General features: G+C 50.6%; 20 protein-coding genes, 3 tRNA genes and 1 riboswitch. Of the genes, 10 read left to right on the top strand and 13 right to left on the bottom strand.

Features of this window, described 5'->3' with window-relative positions:
* From DDY07_RS13520 to DDY07_RS13545, 6 genes are all read right to left on the bottom strand, one after another.
* Positions 1–825, bottom strand: a complete 825-nt coding sequence (locus tag DDY07_RS13520) for a sirohydrochlorin chelatase (protein WP_171696249.1) — start codon at positions 823–825, stop codon at positions 1–3.
* Complete coding sequence (cobM, locus tag DDY07_RS13525) at positions 822–1,646, bottom strand: precorrin-4 C(11)-methyltransferase (RefSeq protein ID WP_171696250.1); 825 nt, start codon at positions 1,644–1,646, stop codon at positions 822–824. The genes DDY07_RS13520 and cobM overlap by 4 nt, the downstream gene beginning before the upstream one ends.
* Positions 1,643–2,944: a cobyrinate a,c-diamide synthase gene (locus tag DDY07_RS13530; RefSeq protein ID WP_367650878.1), complete on the bottom strand. Its 1,302-nt coding sequence runs from the start codon at positions 2,942–2,944 to the stop codon at positions 1,643–1,645. The genes cobM and DDY07_RS13530 overlap by 4 nt, the downstream gene beginning before the upstream one ends.
* Positions 2,944–3,591: a CbtA family protein gene (locus DDY07_RS13535; protein ID WP_171696251.1), complete on the bottom strand. Its 648-nt coding sequence runs from the start codon at positions 3,589–3,591 to the stop codon at positions 2,944–2,946. The genes DDY07_RS13530 and DDY07_RS13535 overlap by 1 nt, the downstream gene beginning before the upstream one ends.
* 1 nt (position 3,592) lies before the next feature.
* The gene (locus DDY07_RS13540) at positions 3,593–3,769 is read right to left on the bottom strand and encodes a CbtB domain-containing protein (RefSeq protein ID WP_171696252.1); all 177 of its coding nucleotides are present in this window, start codon (positions 3,767–3,769) and stop codon (positions 3,593–3,595) included.
* A gap of 88 nt (positions 3,770–3,857) precedes the next feature.
* Positions 3,858–3,988: riboswitch (cobalamin riboswitch) on the bottom strand.
* A gap of 176 nt (positions 3,989–4,164) precedes the next feature.
* Positions 4,165–4,350: a hypothetical protein gene (locus DDY07_RS13545; RefSeq protein WP_216614753.1), complete on the bottom strand. Its 186-nt coding sequence runs from the start codon at positions 4,348–4,350 to the stop codon at positions 4,165–4,167.
* 447 nt (positions 4,351–4,797) lie between these two features.
* Between DDY07_RS13545 and DDY07_RS13550 the strand changes: the two genes are divergently transcribed.
* The 5 genes from DDY07_RS13550 to DDY07_RS13570 are packed head-to-tail and all read left to right on the top strand — an operon-like array spanning position 4,798 to position 7,027.
* Positions 4,798–5,091: a flagellar transcriptional regulator FlhD gene (locus DDY07_RS13550; RefSeq protein WP_064029365.1), complete on the top strand. Its 294-nt coding sequence runs from the start codon at positions 4,798–4,800 to the stop codon at positions 5,089–5,091.
* Positions 5,072–5,665: a FlhC family transcriptional regulator gene (locus DDY07_RS13555; RefSeq protein WP_082885555.1), complete on the top strand. Its 594-nt coding sequence runs from the start codon at positions 5,072–5,074 to the stop codon at positions 5,663–5,665. The genes DDY07_RS13550 and DDY07_RS13555 overlap by 20 nt, the downstream gene beginning before the upstream one ends.
* Before the next feature lie 52 nt (positions 5,666–5,717).
* Positions 5,718–6,311 (top strand): STAS-like domain-containing protein, encoded by a 594-nt coding sequence (locus DDY07_RS13560; RefSeq protein WP_064029363.1) that lies wholly within the window; start codon positions 5,718–5,720, stop codon positions 6,309–6,311.
* 11 nt (positions 6,312–6,322) lie between these two features.
* Positions 6,323–6,790, top strand: coding sequence for a FlhC family transcriptional regulator (locus tag DDY07_RS13565; protein ID WP_082885554.1), 468 nt, complete (start codon positions 6,323–6,325; stop codon positions 6,788–6,790).
* A 12-nt stretch (positions 6,791–6,802) separates the two neighbouring features.
* Complete coding sequence (locus tag DDY07_RS13570) at positions 6,803–7,027, top strand: AlpA family transcriptional regulator (RefSeq protein WP_157197898.1); 225 nt, start codon at positions 6,803–6,805, stop codon at positions 7,025–7,027.
* Positions 7,028–7,190: 163 nt separating this feature from the next.
* Here DDY07_RS13570 and DDY07_RS13575 read toward each other — a convergent pair.
* The 5 genes from DDY07_RS13575 to DDY07_RS13595 all read right to left on the bottom strand — a co-directional run bounded on the left by DDY07_RS13575 (position 7,191) and on the right by DDY07_RS13595 (position 8,068).
* A tRNA-Asn gene (locus DDY07_RS13575) sits at positions 7,191–7,266 on the bottom strand.
* A gap of 23 nt (positions 7,267–7,289) precedes the next feature.
* Positions 7,290–7,366: transfer RNA gene (locus tag DDY07_RS13580), tRNA-Arg, on the bottom strand.
* Positions 7,367–7,422: 56 nt separating this feature from the next.
* Positions 7,423–7,513, bottom strand: a tRNA-Ser gene (locus DDY07_RS13585).
* Between the two features lie 10 nt (positions 7,514–7,523).
* Positions 7,524–7,715 (bottom strand): carbon storage regulator CsrA, encoded by a 192-nt coding sequence (gene csrA, locus DDY07_RS13590; protein WP_020482891.1) that lies wholly within the window; start codon positions 7,713–7,715, stop codon positions 7,524–7,526.
* A 161-nt stretch (positions 7,716–7,876) separates the two neighbouring features.
* Positions 7,877–8,068, bottom strand: a complete 192-nt coding sequence (locus DDY07_RS13595) for a hypothetical protein (RefSeq protein WP_033157950.1) — start codon at positions 8,066–8,068, stop codon at positions 7,877–7,879.
* Positions 8,069–8,935: 867 nt separating this feature from the next.
* Here DDY07_RS13595 and DDY07_RS13600 point away from each other — a divergent pair.
* The 5 genes from DDY07_RS13600 (at position 8,936) to DDY07_RS13620 (ending at position 14,415) form a co-directional block, all read left to right on the top strand.
* Complete coding sequence (locus tag DDY07_RS13600; protein ID WP_171696253.1) at positions 8,936–9,277, top strand: zinc ribbon domain-containing protein YjdM; 342 nt, start codon at positions 8,936–8,938, stop codon at positions 9,275–9,277.
* A gap of 603 nt (positions 9,278–9,880) precedes the next feature.
* Positions 9,881–11,356, top strand: coding sequence for a NarK family nitrate/nitrite MFS transporter (locus DDY07_RS13605; protein ID WP_171696254.1), 1,476 nt, complete (start codon positions 9,881–9,883; stop codon positions 11,354–11,356).
* Between the two features lie 78 nt (positions 11,357–11,434).
* Positions 11,435–11,734: a hypothetical protein gene (locus DDY07_RS13610; RefSeq protein ID WP_171696255.1), complete on the top strand. Its 300-nt coding sequence runs from the start codon at positions 11,435–11,437 to the stop codon at positions 11,732–11,734.
* A 28-nt stretch (positions 11,735–11,762) separates the two neighbouring features.
* Positions 11,763–13,490 (top strand): bifunctional protein-serine/threonine kinase/phosphatase, encoded by a 1,728-nt coding sequence (locus DDY07_RS13615; protein WP_171696256.1) that lies wholly within the window; start codon positions 11,763–11,765, stop codon positions 13,488–13,490.
* 502 nt (positions 13,491–13,992) lie between these two features.
* On the top strand, positions 13,993–14,415 hold the full coding sequence (locus DDY07_RS13620) for a hypothetical protein (protein ID WP_171696257.1): 423 nt from the start codon (positions 13,993–13,995) through the stop codon (positions 14,413–14,415).
* A 248-nt stretch (positions 14,416–14,663) separates the two neighbouring features.
* On the opposite strand, the gene DDY07_RS13625 is transcribed toward DDY07_RS13620, so the two are convergent.
* Positions 14,664–16,541 (bottom strand): proton-conducting transporter membrane subunit, encoded by a 1,878-nt coding sequence (locus tag DDY07_RS13625; RefSeq protein ID WP_171696258.1) that lies wholly within the window; start codon positions 16,539–16,541, stop codon positions 14,664–14,666.
* Positions 16,538–19,111 carry a YbcC family protein gene (locus DDY07_RS13630; protein WP_171696259.1) on the bottom strand — a complete coding sequence of 858 codons (2,574 nt, stop codon included), beginning with the start codon at positions 19,109–19,111 and terminating at the stop codon, positions 16,538–16,540. The genes DDY07_RS13625 and DDY07_RS13630 overlap by 4 nt, the downstream gene beginning before the upstream one ends.
* Positions 19,112–19,250: the final 139 nt, after the last annotated feature.

Below are 19,250 nucleotides of genomic sequence, written 5' to 3' on the forward strand. Positions count from 1 at the left end.
TCAATGATGGTGGTGGTGATGCTCGGCCTGTTCCCGGTACTGGCAGCCGTCGCATTCCAGCATTTTCGGTGCCAACGGATCGGTCGCTTCCGTGACGCGTTGCTCCAATAATTTAAAAACCGCAGGATCAAAACCAAAATAAGTACCGGAACCGAACGCAATCTGCGGATATTGGCTTTTCAACCGTTCGATTTGCTTGCCGATGCGTTCTATCAGCAGGCCGGTGAACAGGTAATAGGGCAAAATGGCAATTTGCGTCATGCCCAGACGCACCTGACGTTGCACTGCCGTTTCCAGACGTGGATGGGTAATCCCGGTAAAGGCGATGTCGATCAATTCGTGCTCGGTAACCTCAAACAGCCAACGCGCCAGTTTCGCCAGTTCGCCGTTGGCAACCTTGTCCGATGAGCCACGGCCTAAAATGATCACGCCAGTGGTTTTCGGGTCCGGCATCGCCAGTGATTTAAGCGCTGATTTGAGCTGTTTTTGCAGGATGACCAACAAGGTTTCGTTACTGCCTAGATGCGGCGCATAGATGAATTCGACGGTTGGAAATTTTTCGCGGGCTTCCTCGATATGCTCGGGGATCTCCATCTTCACATGCCCGGCGGCACTGATGATCAGCGGCACGACAATCACTCGGCTGGATCCTTGCGCGGCACGGCACAAACCTTCTTCCAGCAGCACGTCGGCCAGTTCGATGTAACATAAGTCGATGCGCCAATCGGGGTGCTGTGCCTGCCATTGTTGTTGAAATTCGCGAATTTCATCGTTACCGGCCTGATTACGTGAACCGTGGCCGACCAGAAGGATGGTGGTTGTCATGCTTGCTCCTCGGGATTTGGCCGTTCGGCACGGCGAAAACGATGGGTAAAACCGGCATCATAAAGTTTGGATTTTTTTAACTCGGGCCAATGACGGGCGCCCAGCGTTGGACTGACCACGATCATCGCCTGGCTGTTAATTTTGGCGGCCCGGCAGCGTTCGCGAATATCAGCAAGCGTGCCGCGGATAATCAGCTGCTCATCCGGCCAACTGGCTTTGTGGACCACCAATACCGGTGCATCATCCGCCCAACCTGCGTCTTTTAATTCGCGTTCGATCGTGGGCAACAAGGTAATCGATAAAAACAGGCACAGCGTGGTGTGATGGCTGGCCAATTCTTGCAAGGATTCACCGTCCGGCATCGGCGTGCGGCCTTCAACGCGGGTTAAAATCACGGTTTGCGTGACTTCCGGCAAGGTCAGACTTTCCACCGCGCAAGCCATCGCGGCGAATGCCGACGAGACGCCCGGCACTACTTCGACGGCAATGTTGGCCGCATCCAGCGGTTGCACCATTTCGATTAATGCGCCATACAAGCCAGGGTCGCCGGTTTGCAGGCGAATCACGATTTTTCCAGGCCCGGCTTGTTCGATCAGCCAGTCGGTAATCTGCTCCAGGGTCATATCCTTGGAATCTTTGATCACGCAAGTGTCAGGCGCCCATTGCGTCGCGGCGGCTTGTACCAGCGAACCGGCGAACAAAATGGCGTCAGCCTTGGCGATTAAGTCGCGGCCTTTGACGGTGATTAGATCGGGGGCACCCGGACCTGCGCCGACAAACCAGACCTTCTGCTGATTAGGCTGAATAGAGTGAGCGCTCATAGAAAAAATCCAGCCGCAACCTGCGGATTGAATGGGAAATAGTTATGCAGATAAGACCCTTGCAGCGAACCCACCCGGTAAAAGTTTTCGCTGCGACTACGATTGCGTTGCGGCTTCGATTCGGTGAACGGCTGCAGTGTCGTTTCCAGTTGCGAGTGATGAAAACTGTGGCCGCGAATTTCGCCTTGTTCTAGCTGCAAACTGTGCATGCCCAGATTCACCAAGCGTTTTTGCATCTGCGCGCTGCCGGGTAGTAATCCTGCCATTGCTGCCGCATGGCCGTCTTTATCGGTCAAGCGTTCCAGCAAATATAAAAAGCCGCCACATTCGGCGTAAATCGGCTTACCGGCTTGATGATATGCATGCAGAGATTGTTTCATGGCAACATTATCGGCCAATGTTTGAAGATGCAGCTCCGGGTAACCGCCGGGCAGATAGAGGCTGTCTGCTTCGGGTAAGGCATGGTCGGCCAGAGGCGAGAAAAAAGTCAGTTCAGCGCCCATGGCTTGCAAACAATCCAGATTGGCTTGATAGATAAACGAAAACGCCGCATCGCGAGCCACAGCGATAAGCTTACCGGCCAGTAACGGTCGTGGCGGCGTCGTGACGATCGGGAAGAATGCGACCGGCTCCGACAATCGGCACGGCGCAAGACTGCTTAGCAATTCGGCGGCGCGTGTCAGACGAGCATCAAGGTCGCCGATTTCGTCGGCCTGTAATAAGCCTAAGTGCCGAGACGGCAAACCGACCGCGTCATCTTTCGCCATGGCAGCCAGCAAGGGCATACTTTCCGGCAATGCCTCTTCCAGCAGTTTGGCATGACCAGGACTGCCGACTTTGTTGGCGATGACACCGGCAAACGGCAAGTTGGCTCTGTAATGGGCTAAGCCATAAGCCACTGCGGCAAAAGTTTGTGCCATGCCGCCCGCATCGATGACAACGGCCACCGGCACATTTAACGTTTGCGCTAAATCGGCGCTGCTGCTATCGCCGTCGAACAAGCCCATGACACCTTCAATCAAGATGATGTCCGCTTCGGCTGCCGAGTTATAAAGCATCTCACGGCAATGCGCTTCGCCCATCATCCATAAATCCAGCTGATAAACCGGCTGTCCGCAAGCAAAGCTCAATATTTGCGGATCGATAAAATCCGGTCCGGTTTTGAACACGCGTACCTTGCGGTTTTGCTGGCGATGGTAATAGGTCAAGGCTGCGGTGATAGTGGTTTTGCCCTGACCGGAGGCCGGGGCGCTGATAAACATCGCCGGGCAATGACGTGCTGCAGTGGCATTCATCATTAAAACGTAACTTTACGCAACAATCGGCCCGATATGGCGCCTAAGGTCAGCCAGAAAATAGCGTTGTTGATGGATGTCAACACCACAAAATGCTGTTGTAAGGCTTCGGGCGCTAAAGCCTGGGCAACCTCCGGATGCGGTGCGCCGATCAGATGCGGTAAGGCCAGTAAGCCAGCTCCGCCGATTTGCAGCCAGCGCGGTTTGGTCAAAAACAGACCAAACAAGCCAATCGCGGTAGCGGCGGCCGTAAAAAGCCACCACGCTTGGCGACTATGTAATTCGGCGCTGTCGGTGCCGGGCAACTCCGGCGGCAAGCCCAATGATGGCGCGACAAAAAATACCAAATAACCGGCCAAACCCCAGCCGAGTCCGTACAGGTAACCGCGTTGATCCCGCCAGTACAGGGCGGCACTGATAAACAAGGCAAAGCCGAAGCCGGTCAGGCCATTGAATAGCAAGGTAAAGCCATTACGTTGCCAGCCGTCCATCGGTTGCCAGTCATGCACATGCTCAGCCGATGGTGTTTCGAATTGTTCGGCAGCCAAAATCAAGGGCGAGGTTTGATAATGTTGCAGCACGCTGAGCAACAAGCCGCCCAATAGTCCAGTCAGCAGCGAAACTACGACCAGCTTACGAAAATCAGCCATATTAATGGCAAGGAAATGCTGCGCTGTGACGTCCGTCGTGGGCGGCGTTATGTAGATAGTTATTGGCATCCTGCACGAAACCCAGACCTAAAACGATGGTCAAGCCCAAAACAACAGCACTCAGGCCGGGCAGGATTTTTGAGGAAGAAAGGGTGGTAGATGCTGCGAGTGTTTTCATGGCTGTCTGTTCCGAATACGGTGGACGGAATAACAGAGGGGAAGACAAACCAAAAAAACACCGATTTGACAGATCGCCCTCCGCAATACTGTTGACTACAGTTTTAGGCCTGTCTCCGGGCTCGTGACGAATCACCTACCGTTGCGGGGGCAGCGTCGGCATTTAACCGACTTCCAGTTTCACCCGCGAAAAGCGGGAACCTTAAAACCAGTGGCGATTATATGCCGCAGCTAGTCATAGGGCAAATGAAATGTATCGTTCTGTTCTTTATCGTGTTCACGATCACTGGAATCCGCATTTACGCTCCGGTTTTGATTGTGGAAAAGTCCTCGTTTACGGGCAAATTCTAAGATTTTCGGCTCGCGGGTTTCGCAATATTTTTTCAATACCCCGGCTCAGTCGATCCATTTTTTTGAATCAGAACTTCCGATGGAGCGTCCACCAGCAGCGACGATTTCATCCTCCGTGAACCGTCGCTTCGATTCTTCGAAATCCGCCTTATTTAACGACTCTTTGGCTAACGCGCGCGATATGCGGTGGCATTTTTCATCGATTGGCTCGTTATCCACCCAGTCAATCAAGTACTGAATCCCTCGCACCACCCCCAAACTAGGCCACCGACAGTAACGGTATGGTTAGCAAACAGCCGATTCATAACAATGCCCCCAATAACCAAAGCGATATGAGCGAAGAAAAATGATTTTGAAACGTACTTAATTAGACCCAACTCCAATTACGGCTCCATTTACCGTGGGCAAAGCCTCTGATAAGCAGAAAGAAGTTAGAAGAATTTCGGGATCATCAATTCTGCAAGACATGCAAAAAGCCTAGCGTTATCAACTTGGCAGTCCACATATCGAAAAAAGAATCGGCTGTTGAAGAAGCCAATTGATTTGAACAATACCAGACCATATCAGTCGGGAGCTCCGGAGCTTTGTGACCCAAAACGGGTCACTTTGCGACCGGGACATTTGAGCATTACCTGCCTAGCATATCGACAACAGCCGTTAATCAACTAAGAGGCGTCTATGTCAACACTGGATGAAGATCTTGCCCGATTAAATTTCGAATATCTCATGCTAGCCCGGGAATGCGCCCGCAGCAACCCGGCAGAAACAGCATGGCGATTTGGCTTGGATAAAGACCGCATAGAAAAACTCGCAGAAATGACTTTGGAGCATCTTCGGGAACAAGCTGAAAGTAGCCGAGCAGTCATTCAATTGTTGCCGGTCTTCGTTCCAAGTGGCCTTGCCATGGGCACCTACGTGGAATTATTTCAACCTTGTATTCCGAGATGGACAAATGAAGACAGTGCCATTTAAAAAAGCATCAGATTTCGCCAATTACCTGGTTTTAGCCGAACAATTGATTCAGCTTGGCGCTCGTCCTCCCATCGTGAGTCAACTTTGTCGGTTGTCACGCCAACAGAGTATCGACTTGTATAAATCAGTAAAAGGATACCCGCCCAAACAAGGCATGCTTCCTCATGATCATCAATGGGTCATTCAGTCAACCAATCGCAATATTCACGCGTCGCTATTTTTAGGCATTCTCGATGATATTCGGCGGCGATTATCAATTCAGCATTCTTCAGCTCAGGCCTTGGTTGACGCCTATAGCATTTACAAAAACATCGCATCGAAAATATTAACCGAGCCAAAAGGAATATCTCCTGCAGCACAACAGTTCACGTTAGACATAAACAGAGCGTGGTCTTTAATGAGCATGCTCTTGGCCGGCGATTTGATATTCACTGTTTGCGCATATTGCAGCGCGCGCCACCTCAGCATGATTCACCCTGACGCAACCTTCAGCCAATGCCCAATATGCAATGTTTGGACCGATCGTTCAGGAAGACGACGCTGGGTTTCTGCAAAGTCAAAAAAACCAATTTGAACACATCCATTGCCGCCTCGAGACCATCCATTCGCTACTAAGGAGAAGTCGCATGCATATTACTGTCATTACAGCCACTGATTCCCAAATACCTCAGCCCTTACATGGCAAAAACCTGGCTCGTCTCGCACGCGAGTGCTTTGCCAATCATCAAATATTGACCATTGATTTTAAGGGCGTCCGCACAATTACCCAGGGATTCTGTCGGGAATTATTTTTTCCTCTGATTACTGAGTTTGGCGCCGATTTTTTGAAATCGAAACTCATGGTCATTAATTTGAATGACGCCAATGAAAAGCTGATGCAGTCTGCTTTTAAAAACTTGGACGACTATTTCGACAAACTTTCAGAGGTCAATCACCAAGGGTGCGACGAAGAGGTTTTCGATATGAACCAAACCTGGCTGATCAAGGCCAGGGAAATCGCGCGGGAAAATCCAGTATTGACGGAATTGGTGCTGGGAATTACGGATGACGCCATGCGAACAGCACTCGGTCATTTGTCTTTGGAGGACATTCAGTTTATCGCTCGCTCCAATTGGCTTTGCTTTACTCCACGGTTTTCCAGTCAGTTCCTGATGAACATCAATAAAGAACAGCCGCCGATAGTGGAAGCCATGCTTGGTTTAACCGGCTCAATCTGCTGAGAGGGTGGTCTATGCTGAAAAAATATCAACAGCAAACGTTAGCCATTGAACTGCTGAAACGCCATGCCAAGGTGAAAATCGTGCATCAAGTGACCGGCATTCCCATCAAGCCATTAAGACAAACCTATCGACAATTGCATGGACGTTCGCCCAGCCGAGGTTCAATCAAGTTTTCAACACGCGGGTTGACTGGAAGTAGGCGCAAATATAAAGACGTTACGCTGTTTGCGGTTTGCTATCGGGCGGCTGCAAGTAAGTTGGTCGATGATCAAATTCAAACAGTGATAACCGCATTTGACGCCTATAAACATTCCTACCCATTCGGAAACCTCGATTTTTCAGCGGCATGGGTTGTGTCTGAGGACATCAAGGATAAAAAAGTGCAGGTCTCAACATGTCCACATTGTCGTGCCTGGGTACTGTTGAACGCAAGAGAAGATCTGGTTGAACGCTGTGGCGTATGTAACAACTCTTTGTAATCAGGGTATCCAGTGAATATTGAATCCGAGCAAAATTCGACGGCAAAAGAAAAGGAATTCCTGAAAATTAACGACATGGTTGAAAAATTAGGTGTGACTCGGACCCAATTTTGGCGAATGAGGAAGGCTGGCGATGTTCCACCTCCAGTAATTCGAAATCCACAAATGTGGCTTGCAAGCCAAATTAAAGAATTTTATGAAAGGAGGGTAAAGAAAGAAGATGTCGGAACACTTTGATGCTTTAGAGATGCATTCAATCCTTGGTTGTCGTTGGGTGCCGTATGTTTTTCGATCAAGCACGAAATTTTTTTTCGGTTTTGAGTGAAAAACAAAGTGACCATAAAAGTGACCACGCAATAAAAAAGGGCTTAGATATTTCTATCTAAGCCCTTGATTTATTTGGCTCCCCCGGACGGGCTCGAACCGCCGACCTAGTGATTAACAGTCACCCGCTCTACCGACTGAGCTACAGGGGATTAATTTCGGTAATTTACTCAAATGGCGCGCCCGGAGAGATTCGAACTCCCGACCGCACGGTTCGTAGCCGTGTACTCTATCCAGCTGAGCTACGGGCGCTTATCTGAGCCGCTTATTGTCTTATTTTTGTTATTCTTTGTCAAACTTTAATTTAGTGGCGGAGAGAGAGGGATTCGAACCCTCGATGCGCTTTTGGCACATACTCCCTTAGCAGGGGAGCGCCTTCGGCCTCTCGGCCATCTCTCCTATAACTTAATCAGCCTTCCGTACTCCCTGCTTCAGACTGCTCTTTCTTAATTCTCTCGTAGATTTCTTCCCTATGAACAGATATATCTTTTGGTGCGTTTACGCCAATTCTAACTTGATTTCCTTTTACCCCGAGAACTGTAACAGTCACATCGTCACCAATCATCAAGGTCTCTCCTACTCTACGAGTCAAGATAAGCATACTATCTCCCTACACTATTAATGCGCTTTGTTACTGCAACATACTCGAACCGACGATTATATCCGTTTTTGAGAAAAAATAAAGATATATTTGCTAGCCATAAAGAAAAGCATACGAACAGCTAGGACGTCAGAATAAACAAATCCGTGCGTTTTTCTGAACTATCCCTTAGACAACCACTCATGGCGCATTGCATCCAGACTCTGCATCAACTCATCTAATGCTTTAACCGATTCCTTGTGTAGAGGATGAGCATGATTGTGAACCGGGTGCTTGGTGTCGTTCATTAGTTCATCAATGAAACGCTCTGCTTCCATAATATCTTGTGGAAGCGAATCTGATTTTTCGGCCATCTGAAATAACAAACAGGTTTATGGTAATTGGCGCATAAAAAAGCCCACGATTAAGTGGGCTTCGTCCGGTGTTATTTTTATGTTTTTTGGACGCCTGTTATCTGTGATAGCAGGTTAATAGCTTGCGCTTTTATTATTGTTGTACCGTTACACGGTCGCATTCCCTCCCCCAATAGATACGAAGCTTTTCAGCTCGTATTGACCTAAGTCAAGGTGGGCGCATTCTAGTGCACTTAAATCGCTTTGTCCAGAAAAAGTGCGACGATTTGTCGCAACCTTAAAACACCGACATGTCAGACTTTCGGCAATGGGCCAAACAGATGCGTTTTTACCGTTATCATTCTCCGCGCCGTCAGCTCCTGGCTGGTCGACCATTCGCGTTTCGATGAGTTATGGTTTCGCCAAAAATGCAACATAGCCTGAAACCGGCTTCCCAGCACTAAATCGACGCGAGATACCAATAATCCCTAAAGCCGGGTTATGATTTGCCGTCGAATCCCGGTATTAAGCAGAGTACATATTCGACTACACAAAGCCAGCGGGTTCCAATACTGGACTGAACGTCTGGATACTCGTCGCTTTAGCTTAATCCCCAGGATTCGTCATTCCAGAAAATGGCAGCCGCTAGACCGAGCAGCGAACTCGTTACAGCCGCTTGCTTTATAAATCAACCTTTCAGCCGGGTGCCGGAAAGGTTGATAGCCAAACCTAAATGTAAATCGGAATAGCTCGAAAATAGTGATCACTGCCTGTCGATGCTCTTGTCCCGGCTAGCATGATGGAGTTTATGATTTAGAGGATGCGGCTAATCTGGATTTTTTACATTAAACCTGCTGTCTCGCAGCTAATCAAAACAACGGAACAACCATGAACGATTTACCTAACTGTCCAAAATGCGGCTCTGAATACACTTATAACGACGGCACCATGAATATTTGCCCGGACTGCGCCCACGAATGGTCGAACGATGCCGCCGGTGACAGCGAAGAGGAGACGAAAGTAGTCAAGGACGCCAACGGCAACCTGCTGCAAGACGGCGATACCGTCACCGTGATTAAAGACCTGAAAGTGAAAGGCTCTTCACTCGTTGTCAAAGTCGGCACCCGAGTTAAAAACATCCGCCTGGTGGACGGCGACCACGACATCGACTGCAAAATCGACGGCATCGGCGCGATGAAGTTGAAATCGGAATTTGTGAAAAAAGTCTGATCCCAGCTAATAATCGCAAAACGTGTGCAGCTCATTCACCCGGCCCTAAATACCGTTCGCCTCAACGCCGTTGAAGATACAGAGTTTACCAAAGGCCGCACCAACCTCGGCTTCGACGAGCTCGGCCCAAACGGAATATCCGTGGTAAAAAGGGCCGGATTACCAAGCCGATTGCCCCCTGCCACCCGCGACTCACAGACACCTGCCGAAGCGGCCTGAACCCGCTTCGGCATTTTGATATCCGGAGCCCCCCCCTCAACAACTAGGGGCTTCCAAACTGCTTCGCCGGCTCATTCCGCATTCCAGACAACAGCCGGATTGAATACTTTCACATAATGGGTGCTATCATATAGCCCGTGCAACGCTGCACCTTCTGCTCCCTTCAACAACGACGTTGAAAATAGGCTGATCAACTTCAGCCAAGCTGTTTATTCGTCTGTTGTGCCTTGCCTTCGCTCGTTTCAGGACACCCACACTTCATGAGTAAATAAGCCCTTTTCAAGGGGAGCAATAGCTTGTACATACAAGCTACTTGATACGAATTTCCGACGCTCGATCCGGCCAGCGGAATTCATTTTATCCTCCACTTTTCAAAGGTAAGTTATGTCCTCGAGCAAACTCAATCTTTTTAGCTTTACCGGCAAAATGCAGATTTTGCACATGAGCTGGCTGGCGTTTTTCATCAGCTTTGTGGTGTGGTTCAACCATGCACCGCTGATGTTGGCGATTGCCGAGAGCCTTAAACTCAGCCAAGCCGAAATTAAAACCATCCTGATATTAAACGTGGCATTGACCATCCCTTCGCGGATTGCCATCGGCATTTTAGTGGATAAATTTGGCCCCAAACGCACCTACTCAAGCTTGTTGGCGATCAGCAGCATTCCCTGTTTCATGTTTGCCGCCGCCGCCGACTTTCAGCAATTGGCCCTGGCGAGATTTTTAATGGGTTTTGTCGGCGCCGGCTTTGTCATCGGAATCCGGATGGTAGGCGAATGGTTCCCGGCCAGACAACTGGGTGTTGCCGAAGGCATCTACGGCGGCTGGGGCAATTTCGGCTCGGCGGCTGCCGCCATCGCCCTACCGTCATTGGCCTTGGCATTCGGCGGCGAAAACGGTTGGCGTTATGCGATTGCCTGCACCGGTATCATCGCTTTGCTTTATTCGGTGATTTATTTTTTCAGCGTCAGCGATACGCCTAAAGGTTCGACGTATTTCAAACCCAAGAAAGCCGGCGCCATGGAAGTCACCAGCATCTGGGATCTGTTCTTCTACATCCTGATGACCATTCCCTTGTATGCAGCGTTAAGTTTGCTGACCTGGAAACTGTCGCCGACCGGCATGCAGCTGTTATCCGGTGACACTACCATCGGCCTTTACATCGGGATTTGGCTATTGTTTCTCTACAACTTGTACAAAATCGTGCACGTTAATCAAGAACATCTCACCCAACCTATTGAACCGATACACCAATACAAGTTTAAGCAGGTCGCCATTCTGGATCTAGCATACCTGGTGACCTTCGGCTCCGAACTCGCCGTCGTGTCGATGCTGCCGCTGTTTTTCCACGAAACCTTCAAACAGACCGGCATTACCCCGGTGCAAGCGGGCTTATTGGCATCCAGCTTCGCGTTCATGAACCTGGTCGCCCGGCCTGGCGGCGGCTGGCTGAGCGATAAATACGGGCGAAAATTGTCGTTGAGCGTGTGTGTGATCGGTTGCGCATTGGGCTATGCCGCCATGTCGCAAATCAATTCGGCATGGCCGATTGCCCTGGCGTTTGCCGTGACCTTCTTATGTTCATTTTTCGTCCAGGCCGGATGCGGCGCCGTCTACGCGATGGTGCCCTTGATCAAGCGCCGCATGACCGGGCAAATCGCCGGCATGGTCGGCGCTTACGGTAATGTGGGCGGCGTCACCTTTCTAACAGTCTTGTCGTTCGTCACACCGGAAGCCTTTTTTCTGACCATCGCCGGTACTGCTGTCGTAGTTGCGCTGGCGGTGCAATTTATCGAGGAACCCGCCGGCCACATGGCCGAAGTGATGGAAGACGGCAGCGTGGCCATGATCGAAGTGGTTTAACCGGCAAAGCATCCCGGCGTCATCCGCCGAAGTATCGTTTTAGTAATTTTTAATATTGAGTTATTTAGAGGAATACCCATGATCGAAGCATTATTAGCCGTCCTAGCCTTGACTTTAATCGTTTGCTGGCGTTGCGCTTGCCAGGCATCAGATAGCGAACGCCACGCAGCGCAACAACTCCCCCAATCCAAAAGCCACCCTTTTTTGCCGGAAGACGCCATTCTGAGGCGGCATGTCATTTCCCTGGTCCACCACGAAATCGAAGCCACCCTGCCTCCTCGCCCCAGCGACTCGGTGTTACTGCGCCATCACCAAGCTTTGCTGATGACTAAACTGGAGCAGCGCCTGGCGGAATTGCGCCATTACCGCACCTGCTAAGCCGCGCAACATCCGTTATCCGCAGACTATGGGCAAAACCTTATCAGTCAAGCTCGGTTCGCACAGCGACAAAGGTGTGAAACCCGAAAACGAAGATTGCTGGGGGGCTGTCGTCCCCGAGGAACCGCAACTCACCCTAAAAGGCATCGTGGCGGGCATTGCGGACGGCATGAGCGGCAGTGAAGCCGGCAAGGAAGCCAGCCATTGCTGCATTACCGCGTTTTTGGAAGATTATTACAGCACGCCGGATTCCTGGTCGGTAGCCAAGGCCGGACAAAAAATCCTCTCTGCCACCAACTCCTGGCTGCACAGCCAGGGACAAATCCGCTATGCCTCGGTTAAAGGCATGGTGAGCACGCTCAGTGTGCTGGTACTTAAATCCAACACCGCCCATATTCTGCACGTCGGCGATTCGCGGATTTATTTATGGCGACAACATGCGCTGGAGCAACTCACGCGCGACCACAGACTTTGGGTGTCCAACGACAAAAGCTATCTGAATCGGGCGATGGGTATCGAACCGCATTTGGAGGTGGATTACAAATCGCTGACCGTCGAAAAAAACGACTTGTTCATAATGACTTCGGACGGGCTCCACGATTTTATTAGCGAACACCACCTAAAAAACCTGCTATTGCAGGGTTCCGACCTACAAGCCCTTGCCGAAGCCTTGGTAACAACCGCCTTGGCTAACGGCAGCGACGACAATGTGACCTGCCAACTGGTTTGCATCGACGACTTGCCGCAACTGCGCGAAGACGAGATATTGCGCCACCATGGGCACTTGCCCTTCCCGCCGCCGCTGTTACCCGGCATGCTGCTGGATGGCTACCGGATCGAAGCGGAATTGCATGCCAGCAAACGCACGCAAATTTACCAAGCCTTCGATACGCTGCATAACCGCCGGGTGATTTTGAAAACGCCATCGGTGCTGTATAACGACGACACCCATTATATCGAGCATTTTTTGCACGAAGAATGGGCCGGCAAACGCCTTAACCATCCCAACGTCTTGACGGTGCTCGAATCCGACCGTGCTAAAAGCTGTCTTTACTATGTAACCGAATTTATCGAGGGGCAAACCTTAAGAGAATGGATCACTCAGAACCCCAAGCCGGAGATCAAGCGGGTTCGCGCCCTGATCGAACAAATCGCCAAAGGGCTACGCGCCTTTCATCGCATGGAAATGCTGCATCAGGATTTGAAGCCGGAAAATATCATGATTGACAACAGCGGCACGGTGAAGATCATCGATTTCGGTTCGGTGAAAATCGCCGGCATCGCCGAAATCACCCCGCTTGACCGGCATCAGACCGAGAATATTCTCGGCACACTGAACTACACCGCGCCGGAGTATCACCTGGGGCAAACCGGCACAGTGAAATCGGATTTGTTCTCGTTGGGCGTCATCTGTTACGAAATGCTCAACGGCAGCCTGCCATTCGCCAACATGCCGGAAAAACCCAGTCGCCACAATCTCGAGCGCCTGGTTTACATCCCCAGCATCCGCCGCAACGAAATGGTGCCGATCTGGATAGACGGCGCCCTGAAAAAGGCCACGTCCGTTTCACCACGATCCCGCTACGACGAATTGTCCGAATTCCTGCACGACCTATCCACCCCCAACCCGCAATTCCTCAAAGCGGAAGACAAGATTCCGCTTATAGAACGCAATCCTTTGTTGTTCTGGAAAAGCGCGACAGCGCTGTTCTTTCTGATCAGCGTGGTTTTACTGTTCTTGCTGAGCCGGAAATAAGGGCGTGGACAAAAAACTTGGGATGAATGAACGGCTGGCAATTGGTGTGCATGTCTTGATCCATCCCTGCTGCCTTTTTGTGCCACAACAGGATGGTTGAGACGAATGGGAACTGGGGATTATGGGATTTTTACAGTGCGTTGAGTGTTGAATTCCTCCCCGTTTCTGACAGATAAAATTTACTTTGCGGCGACGGGAAAAGACAAAAAATCTGACAGTCAAAATCTAGATACTGTTAGCTTGCTTAATCGCACATTTCAAAGCCATCGTCCTCCATGCGCATCGCCAAACGGCACGGGCTTGACATAAAACCCCTACCTGATAAAGTCAGTGGCACATCAATAGGCAGGCAAAATTGCCTGATGTACCGGCCAATAGCAAGTTATCGAGGCAAACGTGCCCACTTTTACGAATACGCGAGCAAAAGTGCCTGAAAAGGCGGTTACTATCAATTTGTATGGGCAGATTTGCCTGATAATCAATAGTTATACGTACGGATGACATGGAACAAATTTTAAGTAATCTAGCCGATCCATCATGGTGGTTCACAGGAGTGTTTTTTTGCGTTATTGGGCTGTTGCTCGCCGCGACTGTAAAACATGTGCCTTTGGGATTAAAAAAGCTATATCGAAATAAAAAGGCAATCAAGTTACGCAAAATTAAATCATTGAGAACGTGCCAATCGGTAATAAATTATGAAATAGCAAAATCAAATTCATATTTCATTTTGTTTGTCATGGTTGTGTGTTTGTTTTTGTTTTGGTTTGTATCTGGTCCGCTTAATCAAATTGCGAAATCCAGCATAATTGCTGTGCTTATTTTAAGTTCACCGATTTATGTTTTTGAATTTTTGTGGCTAATTCAAGATAAGTTCACAAGGGATTTAATTGCTCGTAGCCGCAAATTACGTATAACTAGCAAGTAGCCTCGATGGAATCGAGGGTTCGAAGGCCACCACCCTTAAAATTTGCCGATGTTAGTCTGATGATGGCTGGCCGAAACCCTCGATTCCGCTAACGCTGCATCGAGGCTACAAAAACCCGCCCTGGTCATAAAATCTCATAACAACCTCAAGCGGCTATCCATTGCACTTCGGTCAATAAAGCCGAAGCTCGATGCTCCGTTTTTAGCCGCTCTCGTCAGTCCAACTTCTCAAATATTGAGCACCAAACCTCAAACCGCCCCTCTTAGCTCTACCGGTCGCCCCATGCAAAGCCTTAAATATACTCTGGCGATGGCAATGCCGTTGATCACAAACGATACGGTAATTGGTACCGCAAACCAAGGATGCTGACTGCTGGCATGCGACAACAGTAAATCCTCGCCTAAAAATGCCGGCGTGATCGGGAAGCCCACCAAACCTAAGAAGCTCAGAAACAACATTAAAGACCAACCGGGCCGGGTTTCCGCGAAGGCGCGAAACACAAAGGGTTCGTCGGCGAAATGGTAATGTCTCAACAAGACGCTGAGCGCCACAATGCCCAAAGCCCAGGAGGGAATGATGCCGCTGAAAAACAACGCGACATCGTACCAAGCGGCAGGCACCATCAACCACACCGCCACGCCGGCCAAAATACTGCTCAAGGCCACGCTATGCCAAACCTGGAACGGGCTGCGTTTGTTGCTAAATGCGCTTAAAGACACGACCGCCATCGCCAGGGAGATCGGCATGGACAAATAGATTCTGGCCACGCTGCTGACGCCGGACGCGGCGATCGCAATGATCGCCAACAGCGCGAGGCCCGCCAAAATTTTGATCCACAGACTCACCCCGTTCAATTGCCGGCCCAGGTTTTTCAAGGGCTCCCACAAGATTTTCTTCACCAACAATTCCAACTGCCCTTCCTGCAAGGCAAAGACATACAAGGTATTTTGCAATACGTCAGGCAAGGAATCGCGAATCGACGCCGGCAAAAACATCAGTTGTTCATTGTTTTTAATATAAAAATCGCTATCGACATTGCCTTCCACCCGCAGCAAATGCGCCACGATGGATGGTGACACCAGCAATTGATAACAACGCAAAAAGGCATTACCCATAAAGTGCAGCAACACCAAGCCTTCCAGACCTAATGCCAACTCGACAAACATAATCCCGACTTGCGCGATGGAGGCGTAAGCCACTTGGCCTTTGATATTGGACTGGGTTTTCTCCGCCAAGGTGGCGACAAACACCGTCAGAACGCCGATGCTGAGCACAATCAAACGCGGCAGGTAGTGATAACTCCAGATCGGCATGGTCCGCAATAACAGAAACACGCCCAGATGAATCGATAGCGCCCCGTAGAATATGGCGCTGGACGGCGTCGGCCCTTCCATGGCCCGTGGCAGCCAGAAACTGAATGGAAACTGCGCCGATTTGCCGGAAGCAGCCAAAATAATCAGCCAGGATAAAATGGCCAAGGAGGCATACCCCGCGGGAGGAATGTTGTTAGGATCGAACATGGTCAACAACTGGCTAAAATGCTGACTTTCGTGAAACAGCAAATGGCTCATCCAGGTTCCAACCAACAAACCGACATCGCAAAAACGATAAATCGTGTAAGCGCGTAAGGCATTGCGCACCGGCTGCGGGCGATGGCGGTAAAAGGCAATCAGCAAAAATGAGGAAATCCCGACGATCTCCCAACCCGCAAACAGCATATCGATACTGCCGGACAGCACGATCAGATTCAAGCCAAAGGCAAACCCGAAAATAGCCTGAAAGAAGCGTTTGTAGCCCGCTTCCCGATGCAGATAAACCCGGCAATATTTGACAATGGCCGAGAACACCGCCCACACCACAAACAAATACACGGCGCCGACTCGATCCAGAAAAAACAGCAAAGGGAATTGGTAATCGTCGTGTTGATACAACACCAGCCATTGATATTCAAAGTTGGCAAAGCCATGGGCGGCCCATGCAGCCAGTAAACCTAGCACAGCCACCCCTTTGATTCGGGTCATCCACAGACTAATCGCGGCAATTCGATGTTCGTTGTCCGGGCTGAAAAAAATCAGCAAAAACCCAATCAATGGCAACAACACGCACGCCAATAATAAAGCACTCACGCCTGTCTCCTTTCTAATGCGTGGACCGGAATGGTCCGGGTTTGTCCAACAATAATTTTTTCCGAGTGACTGGCAGTCGGCAACGGTCTGCCAGCCGCGAGTTCAGCCACCTTCCAGCCATCGCTGCTGTACAAATACAGGGCGCGGCTCACCGGATCGCAAGCCACAAAACGTATCCACTCGTTGTCCAGCCATTCCCGCCAGCCGCCCAACATAGCAATGGCCTGATCGGCAATCGCGGTCGTTTGCTCCACCACCATTAACAAGCGCGCCGGCTCGTGCACCTCGACCATTTGCGACGGCAAACCTGTACGCAAATCCCCCTCAACACCATTGGCCACACCCAACAAACCGATCACGTTATGCGGCAGTTTGGTACCGGCGCCGTAGACGGAATTGTCGATCCGCGAAAACAGATACTCCAGATTGATACCGCCACAAACGGGAATGACCGCTGACAATACTTTCACTAAGATCGAGCCGTCGCTATCGCTGTTGGGATCGTAGGATTGCAAAAACGCCCGCCGATCCATAAAAAGGTGCCGGGTCAAGTCGCGCCGCCCTACCACGCAATACAGATTATTGGAATGATTGAGTTCCGGGCGCGGCTCGAAAATCGACGAGGCCCGCGCCACCACATGACTATGCGCTTCCGCGTTGTTATGCGACTTTGGCCCCAACTCAAACCAACGGCAGCGCTCGCGCGCGTTACGCTGCAAGGCATGCTGCATACTGTGTTGGAAACTGTGAAACTCGTGACGCGCGGCCTTATCCAGCTGTTGCTGATCGAAGTAAGTGATCTCATCGCGACTGGTATTGTGTAAAGCAGGGATAAAATGCGTACCGGCAGGAATGTCTATCCCCCGCTCCCGCAAAATATCGCGAACCTGCGGATGATTAGCCATCCAAGCAAAAGCCCGCGCATTCGGCGCACCGGGCTTACCCGAGCAAGCACCGCAATCGTAAGCGGCGAAATGCGGATTGTTGACGCTGCTGGAGCCGTGGGCCACCACCACGATTAAGGGCGCGAACTGCTTAGTCAGGCCGATATTGCGCAACAAACCGCTCACCCTATCCGCCATTTCCATCAACGAAAACCCCAGCAGGTAGCCGTCCTCATTCGGTTCGTCGCTCTCCCGCAATAGATGTAAATGACCATGCGCCTCCACTTCGCTCAAGCTTTGGATGCCCGGCAACTGGCCGCCTGGGCGCAGCACACTCCAGCCAAGTCTTAAGGCGTAGGCCAAGCCCAAGGTTTGCGTATACAGCCAACCACGGAACATGGAATGCGCGCCAAAATGTAGCGTCGACAGCGACTCGCCCTTCTCCGGTTTATCGGACTGCGGCGTGTCTGTCGATTCCAAAATGAGATGTTTGGGTTTAATCACCACCGGACACTGGGCCACCGGATACGCATCGTCCAAGCCTTGGTAGAGAAAATCGATACCAAAAAATCCCGGTGCACCGAAGGTTTCGATACCCGGATCCATTTCTTCCAGATAGCGGCGCAGCGAGCATTCTCTGTCATCAATGCAAAATAGCGCCTGTACTTTGGGCGCTTGCTCCGCCGACGGGTTAATCGGCGCTTGCTGGTGCAAGGCTATGAGCAATTCAGAATGCAGCGACCACTCCATTGCCTCGTGCCATACTCGCATTTTCAGCGGTACCTGGGGTTGGGTGGCATCGCGCTCCAGTAACGGAATAGCGTGTAAATTCGGTAGCTGGGCGATCTGTAAAAACCGATGTCCGTGCTTTTTATCGATAAACGCCAACTCGCACGCCAATTCCACCGCTAACAATTCTTTCAGCGAAATAGCCCGTGGTGCCAGCAACACATTCGGCTGGGTTTCGATAATCCGCACCATCCCGGACCAACCGGGATGCGCCAGCAATACTTCCAACAGATATTGGCCGTATAAGGTTTCGTCACCGACGATTTTGCTTAAACAATTCAAAATCACCTGGTCCGGCCCGGCGTCCAGCATTTGCCGCACCACCGGCTGATGAAACGGATATAAGGGCAATAGGCTGTTTTGCACCAAACGTAACACGCAATCCCAGAAGCGCTCGTCCGGTTTGGGCATGGCCCAACGGCTTATGCCCTGATCAAGAAAATTACTTAACAATCTGAACATCACCGGATGCACCATCCCGTTCAAGTCGATTTCCAGATGATTGAGCCAAGCAGTGCGGATACCGTGGTTAGCCAACGACTGCGGTGGATAATGGCTATGATCATCGGGCTCAAACAAAGATGACCGCAACGACTGCTCTTGATAGACGCTGCAATTGGCCTGCGCAATCGCCCATTCCAGCGCTTGATCGCTGATCCGGCCTTCGTCATAGCGTTTCAGATAATCCGCCAAAGGCAAATAGCTTTTGGCGCCATATACCTGAGCCGCCACCGCCACCCCTTCGTGAAACGGGTAGTCCTGCACAGCATGCAAGGTGTTGTGGTGAATAAAATCCTTAATAGGCCCCTGGCTGGGCAGCCAATGGGCGATGTGGTCGATAGCCGCATTGAGATCGAAAGCAGCTTTGTGAACATTGTGATGGGCAGAAGCAGACATCTGTAACTTAAACCTCGCTAGTCAAACAGAAGTTGAGGCGAACAGCCTCTTATGCTTCACACAGCATAGTGCGTGCCAAATCCCTAAACCCTGGCATATCAACGTTTCCAGCTTATTATTTAAACCCCAAGCTAAGCCC

The organism is Methylomonas sp. ZR1 (genome assembly GCF_013141865.1).
Classification (GTDB): domain Bacteria; phylum Pseudomonadota; class Gammaproteobacteria; order Methylococcales; family Methylomonadaceae; genus Methylomonas.

What these genes read in the sequence shown, in the direction of transcription:
- DDY07_RS13520 (WP_171696249.1), bottom strand. Translation starts at nt 825, where the DNA reads ATGACAACCACCATCCTTCTGGTCGGCCACGGTTCACGTAATCAGGCC.
- cobM (WP_171696250.1), bottom strand. Translation starts at nt 1,646, where the DNA reads ATGAGCGCTCACTCTATTCAGCCTAATCAGCAGAAGGTCTGGTTTGTC.
- DDY07_RS13530 (WP_367650878.1), bottom strand. Translation starts at nt 2,944, where the DNA reads ATGATGAATGCCACTGCAGCACGTCATTGCCCGGCGATGTTTATCAGC.
- DDY07_RS13535 (WP_171696251.1), bottom strand. Translation starts at nt 3,591, where the DNA reads ATGGCTGATTTTCGTAAGCTGGTCGTAGTTTCGCTGCTGACTGGACTA.
- DDY07_RS13540 (WP_171696252.1), bottom strand. Translation starts at nt 3,769, where the DNA reads ATGAAAACACTCGCAGCATCTACCACCCTTTCTTCCTCAAAAATCCTG.
- DDY07_RS13550 (WP_064029365.1), top strand. Translation starts at nt 4,798, where the DNA reads ATGTCAACACTGGATGAAGATCTTGCCCGATTAAATTTCGAATATCTC.
- DDY07_RS13555 (WP_082885555.1), top strand. Translation starts at nt 5,072, where the DNA reads ATGAAGACAGTGCCATTTAAAAAAGCATCAGATTTCGCCAATTACCTG.
- DDY07_RS13560 (WP_064029363.1), top strand. Translation starts at nt 5,718, where the DNA reads ATGCATATTACTGTCATTACAGCCACTGATTCCCAAATACCTCAGCCC.
- DDY07_RS13565 (WP_082885554.1), top strand. Translation starts at nt 6,323, where the DNA reads ATGCTGAAAAAATATCAACAGCAAACGTTAGCCATTGAACTGCTGAAA.
- csrA (WP_020482891.1), bottom strand. Translation starts at nt 7,715, where the DNA reads ATGCTTATCTTGACTCGTAGAGTAGGAGAGACCTTGATGATTGGTGAC.
- DDY07_RS13595 (WP_033157950.1), bottom strand. Translation starts at nt 8,068, where the DNA reads ATGGCCGAAAAATCAGATTCGCTTCCACAAGATATTATGGAAGCAGAG.
- DDY07_RS13600 (WP_171696253.1), top strand. Translation starts at nt 8,936, where the DNA reads ATGAACGATTTACCTAACTGTCCAAAATGCGGCTCTGAATACACTTAT.
- DDY07_RS13605 (WP_171696254.1), top strand. Translation starts at nt 9,881, where the DNA reads ATGTCCTCGAGCAAACTCAATCTTTTTAGCTTTACCGGCAAAATGCAG.
- DDY07_RS13610 (WP_171696255.1), top strand. Translation starts at nt 11,435, where the DNA reads ATGATCGAAGCATTATTAGCCGTCCTAGCCTTGACTTTAATCGTTTGC.
- DDY07_RS13615 (WP_171696256.1), top strand. Translation starts at nt 11,763, where the DNA reads ATGGGCAAAACCTTATCAGTCAAGCTCGGTTCGCACAGCGACAAAGGT.
- DDY07_RS13620 (WP_171696257.1), top strand. Translation starts at nt 13,993, where the DNA reads ATGGAACAAATTTTAAGTAATCTAGCCGATCCATCATGGTGGTTCACA.
- DDY07_RS13630 (WP_171696259.1), bottom strand. Translation starts at nt 19,111, where the DNA reads ATGTCTGCTTCTGCCCATCACAATGTTCACAAAGCTGCTTTCGATCTC.